18 protein-coding genes are annotated in these 19,287 nt (G+C 47.8%); 1 reads left to right on the forward strand and 17 read right to left on the reverse strand.

Going from position 1 to position 19,287, the window contains the following annotated elements:
• Positions 1-110 precede the first annotated feature (110 nt).
• Genes traN through CLC91_RS08935 form a run of 5 tightly spaced genes read right to left on the reverse strand, consistent with a single transcriptional unit; the run spans position 111 to position 6,796 of the window.
• Positions 111-3,803, reverse strand: a complete 3,693-nt coding sequence (traN, locus tag CLC91_RS08915) for a conjugal transfer protein TraN (RefSeq protein ID WP_095500285.1) — start codon at positions 3,801-3,803, stop codon at positions 111-113.
• A 2-nt stretch (positions 3,804-3,805) separates the two neighbouring features.
• Positions 3,806-4,834 (reverse strand): TraU family protein, encoded by a 1,029-nt coding sequence (locus tag CLC91_RS08920; protein WP_095500286.1) that lies wholly within the window; start codon positions 4,832-4,834, stop codon positions 3,806-3,808.
• Positions 4,818-5,945 (reverse strand): TrbC family F-type conjugative pilus assembly protein, encoded by a 1,128-nt coding sequence (locus tag CLC91_RS08925; RefSeq protein WP_431311541.1) that lies wholly within the window; start codon positions 5,943-5,945, stop codon positions 4,818-4,820. The genes CLC91_RS08920 and CLC91_RS08925 overlap by 17 nt, the downstream gene beginning before the upstream one ends.
• 7 nt (positions 5,946-5,952) lie before the next feature.
• Positions 5,953-6,465 carry a S26 family signal peptidase gene (locus CLC91_RS08930; protein ID WP_198950915.1) on the reverse strand — a complete coding sequence of 171 codons (513 nt, stop codon included), beginning with the start codon at positions 6,463-6,465 and terminating at the stop codon, positions 5,953-5,955.
• Entirely contained in the window at positions 6,449-6,796 is a 348-nt protein-coding gene (locus tag CLC91_RS08935) for a hypothetical protein (RefSeq protein ID WP_008305502.1), read from the reverse strand. The genes CLC91_RS08930 and CLC91_RS08935 overlap by 17 nt, the downstream gene beginning before the upstream one ends.
• 129 nt (positions 6,797-6,925) lie before the next feature.
• Here CLC91_RS08935 and CLC91_RS08940 point away from each other — a divergent pair, with 129 nt between their 5' ends.
• Entirely contained in the window at positions 6,926-8,029 is a 1,104-nt protein-coding gene (locus CLC91_RS08940; RefSeq protein ID WP_032479266.1) for an RNA-guided endonuclease InsQ/TnpB family protein, read from the forward strand.
• 62 nt (positions 8,030-8,091) lie between these two features.
• Here the strand turns inward: CLC91_RS08940 and traC are convergent, their stop codons facing one another.
• The 12 genes from traC to CLC91_RS09000 all read right to left on the reverse strand — a co-directional run bounded on the left by traC (position 8,092) and on the right by CLC91_RS09000 (position 19,282).
• Positions 8,092-10,503, reverse strand: coding sequence for a type IV secretion system protein TraC (traC, locus tag CLC91_RS08945; RefSeq protein WP_008844786.1), 2,412 nt, complete (start codon positions 10,501-10,503; stop codon positions 8,092-8,094).
• Positions 10,503-11,195, reverse strand: a complete 693-nt coding sequence (locus CLC91_RS08950; protein WP_008305510.1) for a DsbC family protein — start codon at positions 11,193-11,195, stop codon at positions 10,503-10,505. The genes traC and CLC91_RS08950 overlap by 1 nt, the downstream gene beginning before the upstream one ends.
• Positions 11,196-11,326: 131 nt before the next feature.
• The gene (locus CLC91_RS08955) at positions 11,327-12,265 is read right to left on the reverse strand and encodes a nucleotidyl transferase AbiEii/AbiGii toxin family protein (RefSeq protein WP_095500288.1); all 939 of its coding nucleotides are present in this window, start codon (positions 12,263-12,265) and stop codon (positions 11,327-11,329) included.
• Positions 12,258-13,049: a type IV toxin-antitoxin system AbiEi family antitoxin gene (locus tag CLC91_RS08960; RefSeq protein ID WP_095500305.1), complete on the reverse strand. Its 792-nt coding sequence runs from the start codon at positions 13,047-13,049 to the stop codon at positions 12,258-12,260. The genes CLC91_RS08955 and CLC91_RS08960 overlap by 8 nt, the downstream gene beginning before the upstream one ends.
• 219 nt (positions 13,050-13,268) lie before the next feature.
• Positions 13,269-13,655, reverse strand: coding sequence for a TraA family conjugative transfer protein (traA, locus tag CLC91_RS08965; RefSeq protein ID WP_000180225.1), 387 nt, complete (start codon positions 13,653-13,655; stop codon positions 13,269-13,271).
• On the reverse strand, positions 13,652-14,224 hold the full coding sequence (gene traV / locus CLC91_RS08970; protein WP_143812007.1) for a type IV conjugative transfer system lipoprotein TraV: 573 nt from the start codon (positions 14,222-14,224) through the stop codon (positions 13,652-13,654). The genes traA and traV overlap by 4 nt, the downstream gene beginning before the upstream one ends.
• Before the next feature lie 74 nt (positions 14,225-14,298).
• Complete coding sequence (locus tag CLC91_RS08975; protein ID WP_095500290.1) at positions 14,299-15,588, reverse strand: TraB/VirB10 family protein; 1,290 nt, start codon at positions 15,586-15,588, stop codon at positions 14,299-14,301.
• 2 nt (positions 15,589-15,590) lie between these two features.
• A complete protein-coding gene (locus CLC91_RS08980; RefSeq protein ID WP_095500306.1) occupies positions 15,591-16,487 on the reverse strand; it encodes a TraK domain-containing protein in 897 nt (298 codons plus the stop codon).
• Positions 16,471-17,097: a TraE/TraK family type IV conjugative transfer system protein gene (locus CLC91_RS08985; protein WP_028870242.1), complete on the reverse strand. Its 627-nt coding sequence runs from the start codon at positions 17,095-17,097 to the stop codon at positions 16,471-16,473. Before CLC91_RS08985 ends, CLC91_RS08980 begins: the two co-directional genes overlap by 17 nt.
• Positions 17,094-17,375 carry a type IV conjugative transfer system protein TraL gene (gene traL / locus CLC91_RS08990; protein WP_000433891.1) on the reverse strand — a complete coding sequence of 94 codons (282 nt, stop codon included), beginning with the start codon at positions 17,373-17,375 and terminating at the stop codon, positions 17,094-17,096. Before traL ends, CLC91_RS08985 begins: the two co-directional genes overlap by 4 nt.
• 136 nt (positions 17,376-17,511) lie before the next feature.
• A complete protein-coding gene (locus tag CLC91_RS08995) occupies positions 17,512-18,618 on the reverse strand; it encodes a helix-turn-helix domain-containing protein (RefSeq protein ID WP_031500457.1) in 1,107 nt (368 codons plus the stop codon).
• The gene (locus CLC91_RS09000; protein WP_124724881.1) at positions 18,611-19,282 is read right to left on the reverse strand and encodes a hypothetical protein; all 672 of its coding nucleotides are present in this window, start codon (positions 19,280-19,282) and stop codon (positions 18,611-18,613) included. The genes CLC91_RS08995 and CLC91_RS09000 overlap by 8 nt, the downstream gene beginning before the upstream one ends.
• Positions 19,283-19,287: the final 5 nt, after the last annotated feature.

Consider the following 19,287-nt stretch of genomic DNA (forward strand, 5'->3'; position numbering starts at 1 on the left):
TAGCTGAAGTGCAATCACAAAGTGCCAAATTGGTTACCTTAATGCACATTACGTTCATTAAAGTAACCAAAATGGAACATTATTGGCGCAGCTATTTGAGAAGGACATGCTCAATTATTCCCCGAAATTTCTTCCGTCGCCTCCTGACGCAGTTTCTGGGCATCCATTCCGTTTAGCCTTTCAATAGCTCTGTCTGCGGCACTTTGACGGTTTCCATCAACGTTTAGCGTACTTCCTGAGCCTGTGAGTCGTTCCAGATCCAGTGACGGTACTTCGGGTAGGTTGCCCGTGATCGACAAGATACCTATCCATTCATCCAAATTGACTTGGCTCCAATCTACCTGGTTTAACTGACTCGCGGTCAAACCTTCACAGTTTGGTGACTTTGCACTGCCCCAGCTAAGGCCCAATTGCGGACGCACTTGCTCTTGAATGATCCGTGAAAGTGGCGAAGTAAAGCAGCAATATGACTGCCGTTTCTCAACACAGGCACCTAAAAACTTAGACTTGCAGTAAGAGCCTACATAGTGGCAACTCTTCAATACCCGCTTGGCGTTCATTTCAAACTCGCTCTGCTCACATTTCCAGATAAGCTGAATGAGGATCATGGTGACTGAGTAAATCATGTAGGCCGTCATAACCGTACTCAGAACCGCGCCCGCAGCACCACCCAGCGCAAAGTTACCGCCCGAAACAACACCATCTGCTCCAACCGTGCCACCAACGTTACTAAACAGAGCCGATTGTGCCCCCGAACCAAAGGTCGTACCTACCCATTCAGCCGTTTTGTTGGTCAACACCTGCATGAAGCCTGTCGCAGCTTGCTCCGCTCCCGCGCCAGCAGCCGTTGATGGCCCAGCCCCCATGAGAGAGTCCCATGCAGACACAAAAGGCTCTTTGACCGCACTCCAAGTGCTCGTGATTGGCTCCCTGAGCGCATTCCAGGAACCATAGATTGCCGACGACGGATTCATGGCCATGACTGCCGTATCAAGCTTGTTGACCGCAACTATCATCGTGATGTAATCCGATAACGACACGCCACTTGGCTTTTCACAGCAATCCACTATACCTCCGACGGCTTTTTTGCACTGGCCAGCGTTACCTTTAAAGACCGAACACTCGACGTTGTCTTGGCCATCAGCGCCCGTGCATGACATATCATTGGTCATAAACTGAGCCGCATTAAGCATCGCAGCGGCTTCTGCAAAGTTAGCCTGCTTGATTGACTCTGGCTCTAAACAATCTGTGCCCATGCAGCGAACTGGCCCCTCACAGTTGTATTGAGTTTCCATTCGAGCGTTTTGCACTTCAACGCTTTGTCCGCAGTCATACACCAAACTTTGGATATAGCAGAAGCCTTCATGACCAACCCCGCCTTCAGTGCATTCGGTTCTGACATACTGGCAGGCCGGGTTTTGCTCTAGCGCGGCACACGTATTGGTGGTCGTGTTTTGTCCGTTATTGACGATGGTTTGTGTATTACCATTGGCATCTACCCAGCTATCTGAGCTGCCCATGTTGAACTCTGGATGAGCAGTCGAAGCATTGTAGGTCGCTTTTGCCCTCCAACATGAGAGCCCCAGTCCATCAGAGCTGCCACGACTGGTTAAATGAGCAGGAGACGAAACAACCGCCGGATAAAGGCTTCCAAGATTGGCCAACTCGCCACTACCAACCGTTAACCCGTCGATTCGTTTTGTCCCTGTATCCAAACACTGCCACTGAACCGCAGTAAACTGATCCGTTTGCATCAAGCATTGGTCTATGCCCGGATCACTTGATTGATGAACAACGTCCTGCTCTAAGTACTTGCCGGAGAAGGTCAAGGAAGCACTCAGTTTCGCAGGAGCCAAACACTTCTGAACTTCTCGGCTGCAAGTATCGAAATCGACTTTGTTCCAGCCGGATTCGCATCTGGAACGAGTGACTTCCTGAGGTTCATGCCACGAAATAATCGAACCATTGACGACTTTACACAATGAGCCAACCAAGGTTCCTTTTGGACAGGTCATTTCAGGGTATTTAATGGACGGTTTCGTCTCAGTCACCGTTTCCTTGTTGCCCGTCAGTGAGAGTGTCGTTTTCCAACCATTTGCCTTGGACGGCGACTCGGTGATTTTTATCTCAGTATTTTGATTATCAAAAATCTTCAGCGTCGCGTTTCCAGTTTGCATGGTGTTGCTGTGCTGTGGAACAAAGCTGAGCGTTTCAGAGCTAAAGCAACCTCGCTCAATGGACCAGCTTTGTTGATGGGTTTCGGCGGATATACGTCGCTCTAACTGACACTCAGTAAGCGTGCTGATCTTTTCGCACACCTGGTAATCCGGTACATGCTTGGTTTCAGTAAATGGCGTAATCGTCTGAGTAGGCTCACAGGCCTCAAAACTACGCGGCATAAGATTGGATACCACACACTTTGGATCGCTGGTTTGCAATCCACAGTCATAGGTATCGGTAAAACGAATGCATTCACCTTTATCATTGGTTTCGGCACATTCTGACGACATGAAGCCACAGGAAGGGTTCGCTTCAAGCACTTGGCAGGCCTGATTTTCAATCCCCTTATAGCTTTCGTCATCCACACTCACTTGTACACGACGACACAAAGGCGATATGCCAGCCACTGGGCTTGGGGAAAAATAGGATTCACAGACTGAAACACCATTGACCACCGTACATCCGTTGGTTGAAGAAGGCTGATCCGTGCATTGAATGCTGTAGTCTGAAAACTTCGTCGGGATATCCGCTGCTTGTTCGATACAGGATTGTGGCGACCAACTATCATTCATCACCACCTTGGTTGGATCAAAGCGCACCTTGATGCGAGCATACCCCTCACCACTACCCGTAACCGATACGCGAATTTTTACCGGCACTTCTAAACCAGGCTCTACCGCTTTTAGCTTGGCAGTGAGATCGGTATTTGGATTGCGCTCCCAACTGGTACTGAGCTCGCAGCGACCTGCCGTTTCTGGTGGAAAGTTATTGTTCGGCCCAGACCAGACTTTCTGATCGCCAAGCCACACTTGCATGTAGTCATCCCATTTGGCGTATTCAAGAACGGCTGAGGTAATCGCATCGGGGTTCACGACTTTGAGTGTGATGGCCTGTTCGAACACTTTACAACGGCCACTCCAGTAGTTGTCACCAATTCGTCCTATCCAAACTTGAAGACACCCCTCACCACAAGAGCGAAGGTTCATCGGTCCAGAAACATGCTCAATAATGCCTGCCGTGTAATCGTGAGTAATAATGCAGCTGTTAACCGCTGTATTGAGCCTGTCACATTGCTGGTAGTTTGGGCTTCCTTCACCTTGAGACTCACAGCCTGGGAAGCTTTGCGTTAATAGATTGGGGTCAGTTTGAACCGCATCGGTTAATGCCCAAAGCGGATCATTGACCATATCTGGCCGAGACCTGTCTTTGATTTGCTGTAGCGAACGAAATGCTTCACCCGTAGCGCCACTTTCGGATGCCATGCTCTCTTGGCGCTGTGTCCCCAATTGATTCATGCTGGCATCAGAGCCATAAACGCCCGTTAAGACATCCAATGAGCCCTGATCCATACCAGGGAAAAGCTCTTGCAAGTTAATGGACTCATTACCACTGCCATTCGGCAGCGACAATGTATTGCCATTGAGTGCGGGCATCGTCCAGTTTTGCAGTAATTGCTTACCTTCTTGTTGTCCGCTTAGGCCGGATTGGCGCTGCACATCAGCGGCCACACCATGTAAGGGCAAGCACGCCATAGTGATTGATAAAATACCCGCTAACACTCGGGTAAAAAGTGTTGGTTTCATAGTTAACCTCCCGAGTTACAGCAGTCTTGCCAGCGCCACAAAATGTAGAGCGCATCTTCTCCGACACCGGGGATCGTTCGCCACTCTCCCCATTTCATGGTGCTTTCACCGATGACATGCGCACTTTCAGTTTCTGGTACAGGGAAGAACATACTCATCTTGTATTGGGATTTCGGCAGCATGGGTTCGATAACAGGTCGGCATAGCGCACTGTTCCCCATTGTTCGCCTAGCAAGACCACGCCTGTGTTGAGCCGCGATTGCACGCGCCGCTAAATGGCTGGTGTTTTCTGCTAATGAGCCAAAGGCTAAGGTGTGGCCAGATAACGGGTAGAGATGGCCCCAACCGCCAGCACACCAAAACAACTGGTCGATGGGTTTACCAAGCGTTGATGAAGCAGCGTCAGCGGTACAAGCAGAGATAGCCAATGGATTGGCAACGGCAGCCGCTTCAGGCTGAGTAAAAAAGGCCAGTTCATCGTTCAGCCATGTTGGGTCCAATTCCGACAAATACATCAAGTCAAAGTCCATGTAACCATCGGCATTGCAATTGCCATCCATGAACAAATCGAGCATGACCAAAAGCGGAAAGGCGTAATAATGGTAATGGTAGAAAGCGAGATCACCTGTGTCGTATTCACCTTCGCCATGACCACCTTGCAGTCGCCTATCACCTAACGGTAAACGAATCCCTCCCAGGGAAGGCGAACAACCCGGCGTTCTGACCAATTCAATCAGACGCGCTGGCTCCCACATGCTGGTAACAATACCTGGCCTTGGCACACCTAAGTTGTCTTCACATAAGCAAAATGACTTGTTTGATGCGCCGCTAGGGACATTGCCAGAGCCAAGAGGAAGCCCTGCAACCCGGATAGGAAAAATGCATGACCAGCAAACATCCGTCAGCAACTTGCCCGACAATAAACCCGCGTCTGGGCAGGTCAGTTCGGCTTTTGCAGGAATAGATGCGCCTAGGACAAGCATGACAACGAGAGTCCGCATCAGACGATACGTATTATTGAGCTTTTTCATGAACAAGCTCCTTTGCTGGAATTTCTTCTATCTCAAACGCGAGCCCCTTTGCTTGAACAAACGATGGGGTGACATGCAAATCAAAGCGCTGCTTTAGCGAGGCATTGAGAAGGTAAACCGGACTGTTCAATGTCTTTTCTAGCGCATTGAGGCTATTCCAGCCTTGGGCACGGTCGAGCTGCGTAGTGATAAGCGTAATGCGGCGCAGTGTCCTATCTTGCGTCTTAAGCCAATGCGCTACTGCGTCCACTTCTTCAGCGTTCGACGCATTAAACACCACGAGCTGCTGCGTAAATGGCAAGGCTTTGAGCGGGTTAATACGCGCTCCTGCTGGGATCAATGTTCGGCCATTGGCATCCAATAGTGGCCGCTGCATGACGATGGTTGGATCAACCGTTCTTATCCGATACTGCGTGGCTTTGGGTAAGTCAGTAAATGTTTGGCGAGACCAGAAACGCTCAATGGCTTTTTTCTTTAACGCGCCCAGGTCAAGCGACTGTAAACGCTGCATCGCCACTTGCATCAAATCCGGTTCTAAAATCGAATGAATCGGACCGCGTTGACCCAATGAACCGCTATTGCCAGTTTCAATTTGGCGCTGCAACCAGTCCTTGCTGTAAACCCCGAGTGCACTTGCAGTCACCTTGTCATCTTCTATGCGGAAAATGGCAGGCACGCTAGTCACCCGCCAGTGCACAAAGGCTTTCGGATCGATTCGAACCTGAGGAACAGGATCAAGTCCCGCCATCAGGGTATGCCAATCACGGATAGCCGCCCCCAACGTCTTTCCTTCAGGAATTCCCCGAAACAACACAATAGCGCCGGTAGCACTGGCCTCTTTAAATAGCTGCTTCAGTGACGAATCACCCAATGAGGACGATGCAAATATCAACCATTCATCGCTGTGTTTGAGCGACACAGGTTGTTCAACCGGTGCAAAAGGCTCAATAAATTCAGATGAGCCATGCACAGCACTTTGTAAAATGCTGCGGCTCATTTCGACGATCTTTTTGTCCTCGTCAGACAACGGAAAAGGCTCTTGTGCCCAGGAAACTTGCACCCAAGACAATGGAGCAACCAATAAAAATAAGAGACATAGTCTTTGCATCATCTACCTCCTACCAAAGCGGCCAAGCGCGACCGACAATCTGCTCGCGCTTAACGGCATTCCAATAGCGGGAGTCGAAACTCGTTGCAGCCTCGCCGGAAAACCAATATTCGTTTTCTTGCAGCGTCAATGAACGGCTAAATTCTGTTTCAGCCACACCAAGACGCTGGGCTAATGCCATGCCGGTAGAGACTTCAGTACCATTCACCAGCACATGCTCAGGCGTCACCTTGACTTCATCCCCAGGCATCCCTGTTAGGCGTTTCAGCATACGAGTACCGTCGTTATATAACGGAGCAAGTCCTGTTGAGTGGAAGGCATACAAACCATCCTTAACCGGCTCTTTATTCCATAGGTCAATCAGATACACCGTGGTATCAGGCAGGCAGCGCTCTTGCTGGGTATCAATACCTATTCGGTAGCGCATCATGGCGTATGTGCCTACCAAGGCCATGATTAACGCAAGAACGGTCAACCGGATGAGGTATGGCCGCCAAGGCATTCTTTTACGGAGTATCTGCATGAGACACCTCCTTTGAGCCTACTGGCACGAATACGGAATCATCTGCACCCACCACCGCTTGGGCATCCAGCACGATAAAACCGGCTGCTTTTAACTTTTCAATTTGCTGATTGGTCTGAAGCAACCTGGATTCGATGTCTTGTTCGCTGGCATTAGGACCCAGTGACAACACCGCATCCCCAAAATCCACGACTGCAATGGGCGTACTTAACGCCAACTGGCTGTGGATGGGTTCGAGTGTTTTCATTAAAAGCCAGCTGGTCATTAAACCGCTACCAGCAATAGACAAAGTAATAGAGGCCATAAATGGCCAAAGCGTGGTCTTATTCATCTAAATCCCGCGAGAAACCCCGTCCTTCTAGGGCGAGGAGGGATAGCGGTTGCTCCGAAGGAGCAAAAACTACCCGATTGGTTAATGTTAATATTTACTTTCACAAAAACAACTGTATTCTTGTGAACTATGAAAGAGATCGCTATTAAACAACGCTTTTACCCAACGACTGAACAGGCTCAATTGCTTGCGCAGACTTTCGGCTGTGTGCGTTTCGTTTATAACGCGATCCTTAAATGGCGTACCGACGCTTTCTACAACGAAAGCAAAAAGGTTAACTACAACACGGCAAGCTCTAAGCTGACCGAACTCAAGAAGCAAACTGAGTTTGAATGGCTTAACAGCGTGTCGTGTGTACCGCTCCAACAATCTTTGCGCCATCAACAAACTGCGTTTAAGAACTTCTTTGAAGGAAGGGCGAAGTATCCAGCCTTTAAGAAGAAGCGCAGCAAGCAAAGCGCAGAATTCACGAAGTCGGCGTTTAAGTTCAAAGATGGCAATATCTACATTGCCAAGTCCAAACAGCCGCTTGATATTCGCTGGTCGCGTGAACTTCCTAGCGAACCAACTACCGTCACTATCTCGAAAGACAGTGCAGGCCGCTACTTCGTGTCTATGCTTTGCCGCTTCGAGCCTAAACCACTGCCTGTTACCAAAAAGACAACGGGTATTGATTTGGGTTTGACCGACCTTGTGATTACCGCTGACGGGTTTAAATCTGGCAATCCCCGCCATACTGCAAAGTACGAGAAGAAATTGGCTCAGGCGCAACGCCGCCTTTCCAAGAAGAAGAAAGGAACTGCCAACTTCCACAAAGCCAGAATCAAAGTTGCTCGCATTCAGGCGAAGATTGCCGACTGCCGCCGCGACTTTACCCACAAACTCACCACTACGTTGATAAACGAAAACCAAGTGATTAGCTGTGAGAGTTTGAGCGTTAAAAACATGGTCAAGAATCCGCGACTTGCTAAGGCCATTGGTGACGCCAATTGGGGCGAAATGGTTAGGCAGCTTGAGTACAAAGCAGAATGGCGCGGCAGAACACTTGTCCAGATTGACAAGTGGTATCCGTCTAGTAAGCGTTGTAATTGCTGTGGTCACGTAGTTGATTCTCTACCGTTACATATAAGGCATTGGACTTGTCCAGCGTGTGAAGCGCGCTTAGACCGTGATACCAATGCCGCTATTAATATCAAAGCCGCTGGGCAAGCGGTGTTAGCTTGTGGAGCGTAAGTAAGTCCCGATTGTTCTAATGAACTTCGGGCATAACGCCTTGAAACAAGAATCCCCTTCCTTTAGGGAGGGGAGCAGTCAAAGCCTCGCTCCTTCAACAACTGAGAGATGGCATCAGCAACAGAAAGGCCTTTGCGCGTTAACTGTTTAATCGCGTTTACATCTTCTGCACGGGACGAGTACAACAGCTTGTGAAACGGATCGACGATAAGGCGGCCAATCCCGGTGCCCATCTCGGTAATAAAGAAAATCTCGGAATAGACACCCGTGACGGTATGAACCGTTTTCAGGTATTCGTAGCCGCCTTCACCTAATGGCAAACGGCCTTCTTTTTTGAGCGCGTTGATGGTTTCGGCTTTTTGGCCAAGCAGGTACATATTGGCCGAGTTTTCAGCGATGGCTTTACCTGTAGGGCTGTCGTATAAATCGTTGACCGACTGCGTTACTGTTACAGCACTGCCGCCATATTTTCGAAATCGACGGTAACCCGTCTCGATAAACTTACCGACATCACCTTGAGTCAGCAGATCCCAGGCTTCGTCAATGAACACAATCTTGCGACGATCCCGCTCACCTAAGTACATCTCCTGTTGGATTTGGTAGATAAGCTGAAGCAACACCACTTGTTGCAGATGCTTACGCCCCTTGAGCTCTTCTAACTCCAGAACGGTGAATCGGTTTTTGAAGCGAATATTGTTGTGACCATTAAAGAAGCGGCCATATTCGCCCTGTGTCGTAAACGGATAGAGCTGCTCACCCACGTCCTGCACACGTCGGTCTTCATGATTTTTTAAAGCCTCTGCCACATCATCAACCAACATGGCACGACCTTTTTTCTCCCACAGTTCACGGGTCTGACGTTTTAGGTTGGCCATCTGAAAATCGGTTAATGACTGCGTAGGTGCGGCCATTGCGGCCAATAACCCAACCAGTACATCCGCTTCTTCGTCATAGTCCTCAACGATTTCAAACGGGTTTAAGCAAATGCCACTGTCCCGCCCGAACTGTAAGAACTCACCATCATAGACTTCACACAGCTTTTCATAAGAGCGGCCAACATCAATTACCCAGCATTGCCCGCCTTCAGATAAGTAGGAGGAGATGATTTCGTTCACCAGGAATGACTTGCCCGATCCCGATTGCGCCGCGATGCAACAGTTGTAATTACTGCCCGAGTCATAAAGGGACACACTCATGATCTGGCCATTGCGGGAAACAAAGTTAATCACTGGCGTGCCCGTGCCTTTCCAATCTGCAAACAAAGGCAACAGTGGGATCACATGTCGTGTCGCCATGGTCTTAAATCGAAACAAGTCGTTCATCGCCTGGCGGTCGGCACCAAATGGCAAGGCATTCAGGAAAATGGGCAAACAGAAGTACTTGTCTTCCATCAGCTCAAACCCGAGTTCTTTGAAATAAGTTCGAGCATTTGAAACAGAGCTGATGGACGCCTCTTCCGTCGGGGAAAACAGCGTTAAGGTCATATTTGCCCGAATAGGACGATCACCTTCTTGCAAGGCTTCAAAAAGAACATCAAACCCCTTTTTCTTGGCTGCCAGCACCGGCACAAACTTGAGCATCGGGCCATAAGCCTGATTGACCGCCCATTGACGCTTCGTCTCTAAACGAGATCGCATCGCCTCGGCTGAAGGAAAGTGAATGGTGACATTTAGCAAAAAGCTGCCGCGTAAGCCGCGACTGCCCGTCATCATATCGCCCGCAAAACTTGCGGCATGACCAAACCAGATCCGCTCAGGCAAGCGCTTAAACGATAAGGTTTTAACTCGGTAATCACCCAGCATCAGACCTTGGCTATCCACCTTGATAGCTCGGTCATAATCCAACACTTGCTCTCGAAGTGGTTTATCTGCCTCACTGCGGATTGGAGATGGATTACGCCAAGAAGCATCTTTTCCCCAGTTAAGTTGCGCACTTAATGCCGCGAGCCAATTTCGGTCAGTCATCTCAGTGACGCGAAAACCAACCGTTGCCAACGCCTGAGAGAAAGAAGCTCGAAGCGCGGATGCTCGACTCAACTCACGCTCCGTCGGTATAGGACTTTCCAAAGGCAATTTGCAGGTGACGATCAGTTGAAAGTTGCGTACCTGAGTCTGGGTCGATTCTTCTATCGATTGAACCGTGCCCCCATCGAGGAAATCCGCACGTTTGCGTATCGACGCCCTAAGCAATGGATCGGATTGACGATGCCGTAAGCCCATCATGCGCTGAAGGTCGGTTTGAATATCAGGCGAGGCGTACAGGCCAAATTGCAGCAAAGTGTCTTTTGGCCAGTCGTTGTTGAGTAGAACATTAACCCTGTCTGCAACAGACTCATCACCACCAGGCAATGGGTCACATAGAAAACCAAAGCCAACACTCTGGTCTTCCATGAAAAACAGTTGCTCATCGTCGGAATAGGCCAATACTGGCAAGAGCTCTGAAGCGCGTTGCCCTGAATACAGAGAGGCTTTCATTAACGCCCCTCCAACCAAGCAGAAAGATCATAAGGACGGCCTCGGCTGATGCGACCATCATTGGCGACGATGAAAGGCACACCTTGAATGCCCAGGATTTGAGCCGTCACCAAGGTACGCTGCATTGGTTCTAAGTTGCAGGCATCATCCTGTTCTAGGTTACCAATCCGGCCATTCAGCAATGCATCGGTGGCCGCTTTTTTGTCACGCGCACAGCCAAGCTGGCGAACCTGACGCTCTGAATCAGGACCAAGCACTGGCACAGGGAGTATTTGGAAGGTGTATTCTTTGGTTAACGGTAAAGCTTGTTTCAAAAGCTCATGGCAGTGCGGGCATCGTGGGTCAACAAAGACCACCACTTTCTTTTTGCCTTCACCCAGCGTCAGTGGATTCAAATCATCCATTTTTAGGCCAAGACGACCTAAGTCCAGCGTGTTCCCCGCTTCACGAATTTCTTCAAGGCTGGTAAGCGGCTTTTTGGACCAGGCATCATAGAGCGTGCCATCAATGACGAACCGGCCACTGTCTGACATGAAAACAATACGGCCATTGCTTTCGACCGCTTTCATACCCGTGACAGGTAAAGAAACCATGCCGTCAATTTTGCCAACGGGCGACACTTCAGACACAGGTTCAGCTTGAACCAAAGGAGACAGCGCAAGCGCCAGAATGATTGGAGATAGTTTTCGCATGAGGAGTCCTCGTTAATGTAAATCGAGGCTCCAGTCTATGCAGTTGTCCTATGTGGACTCGGTTAGATAGATTGAAGAAATCGCAATCTAACTAGGGGGCTTATAGCTCGTTGAGGTTTGTTATAAACGAATTACTCGGCGTTTGCGTTAACAAGCCAATCATCAAGCACTTGCTTCAATTTATCTAATTGCTCTTGGTGTTTTGCTTGATTCTTTGCCAATTTGTTAATGTTCTGCAATTTCCAACGAATCGCTGGCAAGTCTGCTGCATTAGGATAGTCAAACAATGCCCAGTCAGGTTGCCCTCTTTTGAATGACATAAGGAAAGCATGATCTCTTTCTGTGAAATGTTTTTGCAGTTCAATTAACATCATGGGCCTAACAGAGGCTAAGTCTTCGCATTCAACTTTTTCAAAAGTCATTCCGTCAAATTCTGCCTGAAATTTCTCATTCAGAGGCTGCCAGTTTGGCGACATGACTTCATTAATAGGCCGAGGATGACTGAGTGTATAGGTTAAAAAGCCCACTAAAATCTCTCTCGAAATCCCTTCACTGCCAAGTAACATACGCACATCAAATAAGTCGCGAGGATGTTGGCGATCCATTGCAGCACACAATTTCCCACCATACAGATCGGGAAGACTGACTACCTGAATCTCAGCATAACCAAACTCGTCTTCAACAGACTCTTTAACTGGCATTATCTGTGCACTATGCAGTGTACCTCTGGCGACGGGCGACACTTCAATTTTGATTGTCGCAACCGGACTTGATACAACGATTCTCAGTTCATCAGCTTTATTATCCTGAAATGCCGCTCGGATATCTGGTTGAGTATTTATTCTGTCTGTAATCCGCTGCAATGCAGCCCTGACATTAACCAAAGCCTCATCTCTTGGTTCAAGTGGAAGATAAGCAAGATCAATATCTACAGATAACCGAGGAAAATCTCTCACAAATAAATTAATGGCGGTGCCACCTTTAAGTGCAAAAACCGTCTCTGTTGCTACCACAGGAAGCATTCTTATGAGCAAGGAAACCTGTTTGTAATATGGGCTATCTTTATCCATTATGTTGTTCACCTTTTTTGACGCTTAATATCTCTGGCACTGTGATTTGATATCGCTCATCAAAACGTCCTTTTTGGACAACCTGCCGCTTTCCTGCACCCAATTTAATTCTTGTTTCATCTATGCGATTGACCCACTGGTGATCGTAGTATCGACCCAGAAATAGAAATATTCGGTTTGCCTGAACAGAGCTGCTTCGTTCAAGAATATCTTGTACTTTTCTAGGGCTAAGATTGACTAAACCCTGAAATAATTCTGCGACATGCTCAAATGAAATCAGCTTCCCAATCCCGTCTACCACTTCATAGGCAGCAAGTTCTGCACAGCTGACAGTGAGTTCTTTCTCTTTAACCGTGATCCTTTTCAAATCTTTCTCGGGATTCACTTCAAGCTTATGGTTTCCACAGTAAAACCAATTCTGATAAGGGAATTCACGAAACCATTTTGGTAAGGACGACTTGTTTTTAACGCAAATCCAAACTTGCTCTTTGTTCAGCTGTAAATAGTGACTCAGTCCCTGGTGAGTTAAGCTGCTCAATCCAGCCAAATGAACTGAAACGCCCAATTGCACATCTAATGCTTGAATGGCATCAACCCAAGTTGGCTTTATATCGCCCTGCGCATCTGGACGATAATACACGCCAGAACATAGCTTCTTTAGCCAACCGTTCTGCGCGTACTTTTGAGCCAAGGAATAGCTCACACCGTTTTCAGTCAGCCATTGCTGAAGTACTAGCGCACCAGGAGAAGTATGAGCAACAAGCCAGTTTATCTTAGATGACATTTTAACACCCAAAGTATGAATATCACGAACAGTATAAACCATTTAGTTTATTGTGACAGTGATTTTAACACTTTAGGTATTAATACACCAAATACTGTAAACCAAACCCGCTAATGCGGCGTTGTTGAAATGAAAAGGTCTACACAACATCACCAATAACCCGATGTTGTGTAGACCTAGTTTGATTACCTTAAGTGAACTGCCTACTGTGGCTCACATTCAGGTGCCCAGTAAAACGGCGCTGATTGCTGGAACTGTTGTGCCAATGACTTCTTGAGTGCTAGCAACAACAGGTAAGGTTGCAGACATAACACTTTCAACGACGGTTGGCGTATTGTAGAGCCCCATACCGCCACCAATGCCCAAGGCAAAAGCCATCAAGCTTTGGCGAGCGATACCGCCCACAATACCCACCAGAACCATGGCTCCCGCTACGATCCGTCCCAAAGTACCTTGGGTCCAATCTTTTAGGGTATCCCACACATCAGTGAAAGCATCACCACCGGTGCCCGCAAATGAGGGCTCCGAAATCATTAACGCCATTAAACCAAGCGCACCAATGGTCATTAGGCGCTGAGTTTGAATGGTGCGAACTGCATTTGTCATTCGTTAGTTTCTCCGTAGATACTCAAGTTATCGCGCTTACCATCAGCTCCCGCTGAGGCTGAATCGCTTTGAGTCTGAAGTGGACGTAGCACTGGCGAAACCGTTCGAGGTGCTGACACCCCAATATCCCACCGGCGCGGTTCAATTTCGGTAAACACGTAGCTGGATAAATTCAGATCTCCACGGTCATCCTCCCAAGGCGCAATCCAAATTCGCATCACCCTTGAAGGAATGCGAATAGGTGCAGATTGCTGCGTCTCAGGCAATGCTGGATGGCTCAACAGTCCTGTTTCTAAATCAGATTGTGAATACCCAGAGGGAGAACCAATTCGAGTCGCCACAGCATCAATCGTCTTGGGTGCAGCGCCATTACTGGTAAGCTCATAGACTTCACGAGCAGATAAACAGCGCACACCGTCAGGCATACCTGGGCATCCATATTCACTACTCCCAAGACCCAATGAACTACAGCCAGTCAATAAGGTTGAGCCGACTGCCAATAAAAGTAATCCAGCTTTAGACCACTGTTTTGACTGGTGCTTTGGGTTGTTCTGCATTGATGTCGTCATGGTTAACTCTCCTCTGGATACACATCTTATTGTCTGAAACGGACTTCGATCGGTTAGCAACATGCAGGATTTTTTCATCTTCTTGCACCTCCCCCTTGCGAAGCGGCCAATGACAACGAGGCCCCACGAGTGACTATGACTTCAATTTTCCTTGCAGCGTCTACCTCTATGACTGGGAACATATTTTCAGCCATGTCCAAATAGAACTTGGCCACTCGATCCAATGCTTTACCTGTGCCTTTAATCGCAGCGCCTTGTAATGCTTCTTGGCTCATGACTTGCTGGTACAACTGAGTATCACCGGCATTACCCGTCTGAATCGTTGGTACAGGATTCACATCAAATGCGCCTGCCAAGCCCTGAAGGAATCCGGCCATCATCGATTTGGCCACCAGTTGGCCTTGTTTCGACACTAATCGGCCACGAATACCAGCTTTGCCGTCTTCACCCACGGCATAAGAATCCAGTCGCGTTTCAATGACGCCACCATCTTCTCTCACACATGAAATGGTCTCGCCTCGCAAATAAGCACGCTCAGAGCTCAAATCACCGTAACCTGCGGCGATCAAGAAACACTCTTTGATATCCGCTCTAAATCGGTTGGGTAAAATGGCTTCCTTTTGAATCCTCAGCAATGCAGGAAAAGGTTCACGTCTTGCAGACTCGTGAGTAGGTGCATCCAAACCCGTGATCAAAGTACCCGAGATAATGCTGCCTGCCGGTAGATACAAAGGCGGCGCTTCTTGCACAACAACCTCTGGTTCAGCAACTACTTCAGGCTCAATCATACGAATCGTGATTGGCGGCAATGGAACATCCCGTGCTCGTGTGCCTTGGCCATTGGCTGGCTGCTGATAGAGCCGATCAGGCAGCGGCGCATTGGCAAAATAGTCGTCTGGGTTAGACGGCAGTGGCCTTTCTTCTTTAGGCAATTCCATGGCAGATAAAGGCACGTCGAAACGGCTATTTGTGCCTTCAACTGCTGCATCACCTCCAGCGCGAACATCATCAAGTTCCGCTCGAAGGCGAGCCAACTCCGCATTGACCTCACTTGGTATAGAAGGCGAACCTGGGCTTAGCCGTCCTGAATCGACGTCACGACGCAAGCGCTCAACTTCACGACGTAACTGTTCATTGCGCTCACTGAGTAGTTTCACGTTCGCAGCCAAACTATCGACCCCAACATCACGAGTATTGGTATCCGTAAGAATGTGCCGGATCGTTTCCTGTCGGTTCCGACTGCTCGCGCCATCGTCAGGATTAGGTGAAAACACCATCACCATAAGAATGAGACCACCAGCAATACCAGCAACCGATAGGCCACGCTTCATGTTCGGGCTCATTTGTTCCCATTGTGCTTTCATCGTTATTCACCTCCCACAAGAAGCGAAGGTCGCTGACTTTCCACCGCTTCTTCACGATGATTGCGAACAACCACATACAACTCAGTCTTTTCACCCGGCAACAAGATATTGCGTGGCCAGTAAGCACTTGCCACTATATCTGGTACATGACAGGCTAATTCACTGGCTTCTATCGGCTCATCGGCAAAGCTTTCAACCAGTCCTACATAGACGGTGAAGTAATGTCCCGACACGATTTGCCCCTGCTTAAAACCAAACTTTAAGCCCGGCTGAAAACATTTCGGGCTTGTGTCAGTTTGGCCAGCTAAACGGATGTCATAGCCTTGTGGTAACTCATTTAGTGCAAGGCGTCTGAGTAAGTCACGTAGGTTATCGACGTAAGGTTGAGCTGTTTCCCAAGTGGCGGCTTTGCGGTTCACGACGCCCTTAATAGGCCACTGCTGACCATCAATAGCTAAGGTGATTTCACGCGGTGGAATACGACGAGGTACTAAGGTGACAGATAATGCGGGCGCTTCCTGACCAGGCGGAGTTATGTAAAGTGAAACCGGTGATTCTTTGTCCGTGGCCACATATACAACATTCCCCTTGATTTGCGTCTGAGCATCACTGGTTGTTCTTACCTGAGGCGATTCAAACGGCGTCACAATCCGGTTCAGATGGCCAAGTGCTACAGGGATCAGTTCATTAATCCCCGGTGTCATCAGCAGCGTTGTTGGCACATCCGTTGAAGCCGTATTGGTTTGAGTCGGTGGATTTGCAGTAGCAGACTGCTTCATCACACTGGCTGGCACAATCGGCAATTCCACGTCTGCATACGACGCTTGAGATAAAAGGACGCCACTCAAGCTCATTGCGATTAAGCTTGGTGTTATCCATCGACTAATTTTGGTTCGCATCATTCACCCTCCGGTTTTGCTCTTGGGTCAACTTTTCACGAACTCGCTTCGTTCTAGCTTGCCCCTCATACGTATCCATCCAATTGAGTTTTGGACGGTATTGCTCAATATCGATGTCAAACTCATAGGTGCGAGTTTGGCGCTGTTCATCTCCAGATGGTCCAGAGACCAAGGAATAACCGGTCACAAAGACATGGCCGGTTTCATACTCATACTCCACTTGTCTGGGTTGGAATTTGAGCGTGACCCGGTCTTCGCGGATTTGTCTTGCCTGAATCTCCAGTGCATCGACCACTTGCTGGTACACCGCTGGAGAAAGCAGCGGCTCAATGGCAACCCGGATGAAAGACACATTACCCGGCGTCACGTTGCCCATAAGCTCAGCCAGGTAGAGCCCCCAGGATTCAAGGTAAGGTTGAGTGGCTTGGTTTCGTGACACTTCAGCCGTTTCAGACAAGGTTGGTGGTTGAATAGCTACCACGGTATTGCGAGAAAATGCCGCTACCGCAAGCAGCAAATTAGATAGCACCAGCACTGCAATCAGGAACCGCTGCCATCGGTTCTCTAATTGCGTGCCTTGCCATGATTTTAAAAACACGTCGAACTTCACGGCAGATAGCTCCTGATAAATGGGTTAGGGATCGTCTTGGCTTTGGTTGGCAACAGTCCAGCCCAGTAGATGGCGTGAAGAATAAAACCATCAGGGCGACCATCACGAAAACGCCGATAGAGCTTGGTTGTCACCAACCCCAACAGGCATAAAACCAAGGCATTACCGGTAAAAATGCCGATCACTAGCCCCAACAGAATGGGAGCCATCTCATCGGCACTCCAAAGCAGGAAGTGCGGCGGGTCATCGATATAGGACGGAATACTCACAGGTTCCATAGTCACTCCTCGTTGTTTGAATTGAGAAGTGAAGAATGCCCCGAAATAACTCAGGGCTGTGGTCAGGTAGATATCGAATTCTTGAAGGTTTTGAACTACCGAGCGCTAGTTCATCTGTTTTAGGGAGGTGGTTGTCTTAGAAATTGATATTTCTGACATTTGACTTATTGATTTGCTTAGTCAAATCGTAACTGGTTAACTGAGCAACTATCTGCTCTGAAACACCTAAATCGTTTGCAATATCAAAAATCGAAATACCCAAATGCTCGTTAAGCTGATCTATTGCAGCTGATAAAAGCTCTGGCTGTTCCATTGGTATTTGATCATCTAAGTCTTCTGTTTTCGATTGACCAGATTTATTCAAATAAACATTGGCGGTTCTGTACTGTTGCGACGAAATTAACCCAAGATAATTAGCTCGATAAATTATTGCTCTCGCACTAACACGCCATCTAAGTTTCAATGCAAAGATTTTCTCCCACCTAATTCGAACAGGTCCCACACATTGAGGAAACTCTTTCAGAAAAGCCTTACGTGGAAAAAGAAACGCACTTGCAAAAGCATCAGCTTCTCTCTCTGTTTTAGCACACCCAGTTTCTACACCTTGATGCAAAACCAAATGGCCACATTCATGCGCCAAATCAAAGCGCATTCTACAGCAGCTTTCCTTCGCATTATTTCTTACTATGATGGGTCTTTTTCGATTCATTGATAACGCATCAACTTTATCTGAAACACCATCAAAGCAAGTGATTACAGCGCCATTATTCTCCAGTACTCTTACCATGTTTGTAACTGGTGCATCCAAACCCAGACCCCAGTTAATACGACATTGCTCCGCTGCTCTTTCGATAGCCTCCGCACTCAGATCTGATTCTTCAAAATCAATAAAATTGGCAACAGGCAACTCAAGATGATCTTCAATAATCTCAACTAATAGTTCAAAAATGGTGCCGAGAGCCAATACTCGATTTGCAAGTCCAACCGGTGTTGTTTTGCGCTTGCGAAAGTGGCATTGCTCATACTTAACATCATTTTGTGGTTTCTTAAAAAAGAAATCACTTTTCACTTTTAATACTTCAGCCAATGCCAAAAGCAGGTCTTCAGCAGGTGGTTTAACACCTGCTTCAAGCTGATGTATAAACTGACGACTGACCGCAACTAACTCACCAAGTTCTTGTTGAGTAATTCCGGCCATCAATCTCGCCAGCCTTAGTTTTTCACCAAAAAATTCGTTATTCATGATTTACTGCATTTTTCGACTTTTTCTTAATTTTGATTTTAGAAACAGCCGATTCAAGTTCAACACCATGAGAAACATTCTCATCAGTATCTGTTATTAACGTAACCTTAGAATTCATTGGCACTTCCCAGTTGACTACAATTTCACCAACATCGCTATAACCAACGAAAAAGGCGCGATCTACACATTTAGTTTGATCAGTGCTCAGAACAAAAAACCAAATGATCTCTGACGGACTATCTTGTGTTGAAAATAACTCCATTTGCATCATAGCTTCGTGGGAACGTATCAGTTTCCCTGATGGGAGTTTGTCAGGCTGACCTTTCCAGAAACGAACTGGAACGTCAGCGATACTAAACGTAAACCTCCCTTTCGGGGTCAGTATCTTAAGCCAATCAACTTCAAGTGACTTTCTTACTAAATGTGTACAACAACACTCGTAGGACCTTATGCCCAATGATTTGTTGGTGTCACCCAAATCTCTGTTGTGTAAATCTACAACTTCTGCTCGAACATCTGCTAAAAGTTGAGCAACTTCAATTAGCTGACTTTCTTTAAAATTAGGGTTTAGTGTCATCGGTGTGTTCAAATTTGTTACCTCAGGTAGTAAAGCAATAGGATTAGATACCATGGACAATAATATGCTAATTTTAAAATTTGTCAACCTAC

It is taken from the genome of Paraferrimonas haliotis (genome assembly GCF_002282895.1).
GTDB classification, from domain to species: Bacteria; Pseudomonadota; Gammaproteobacteria; order Enterobacterales; family Shewanellaceae; genus Paraferrimonas; species Paraferrimonas haliotis.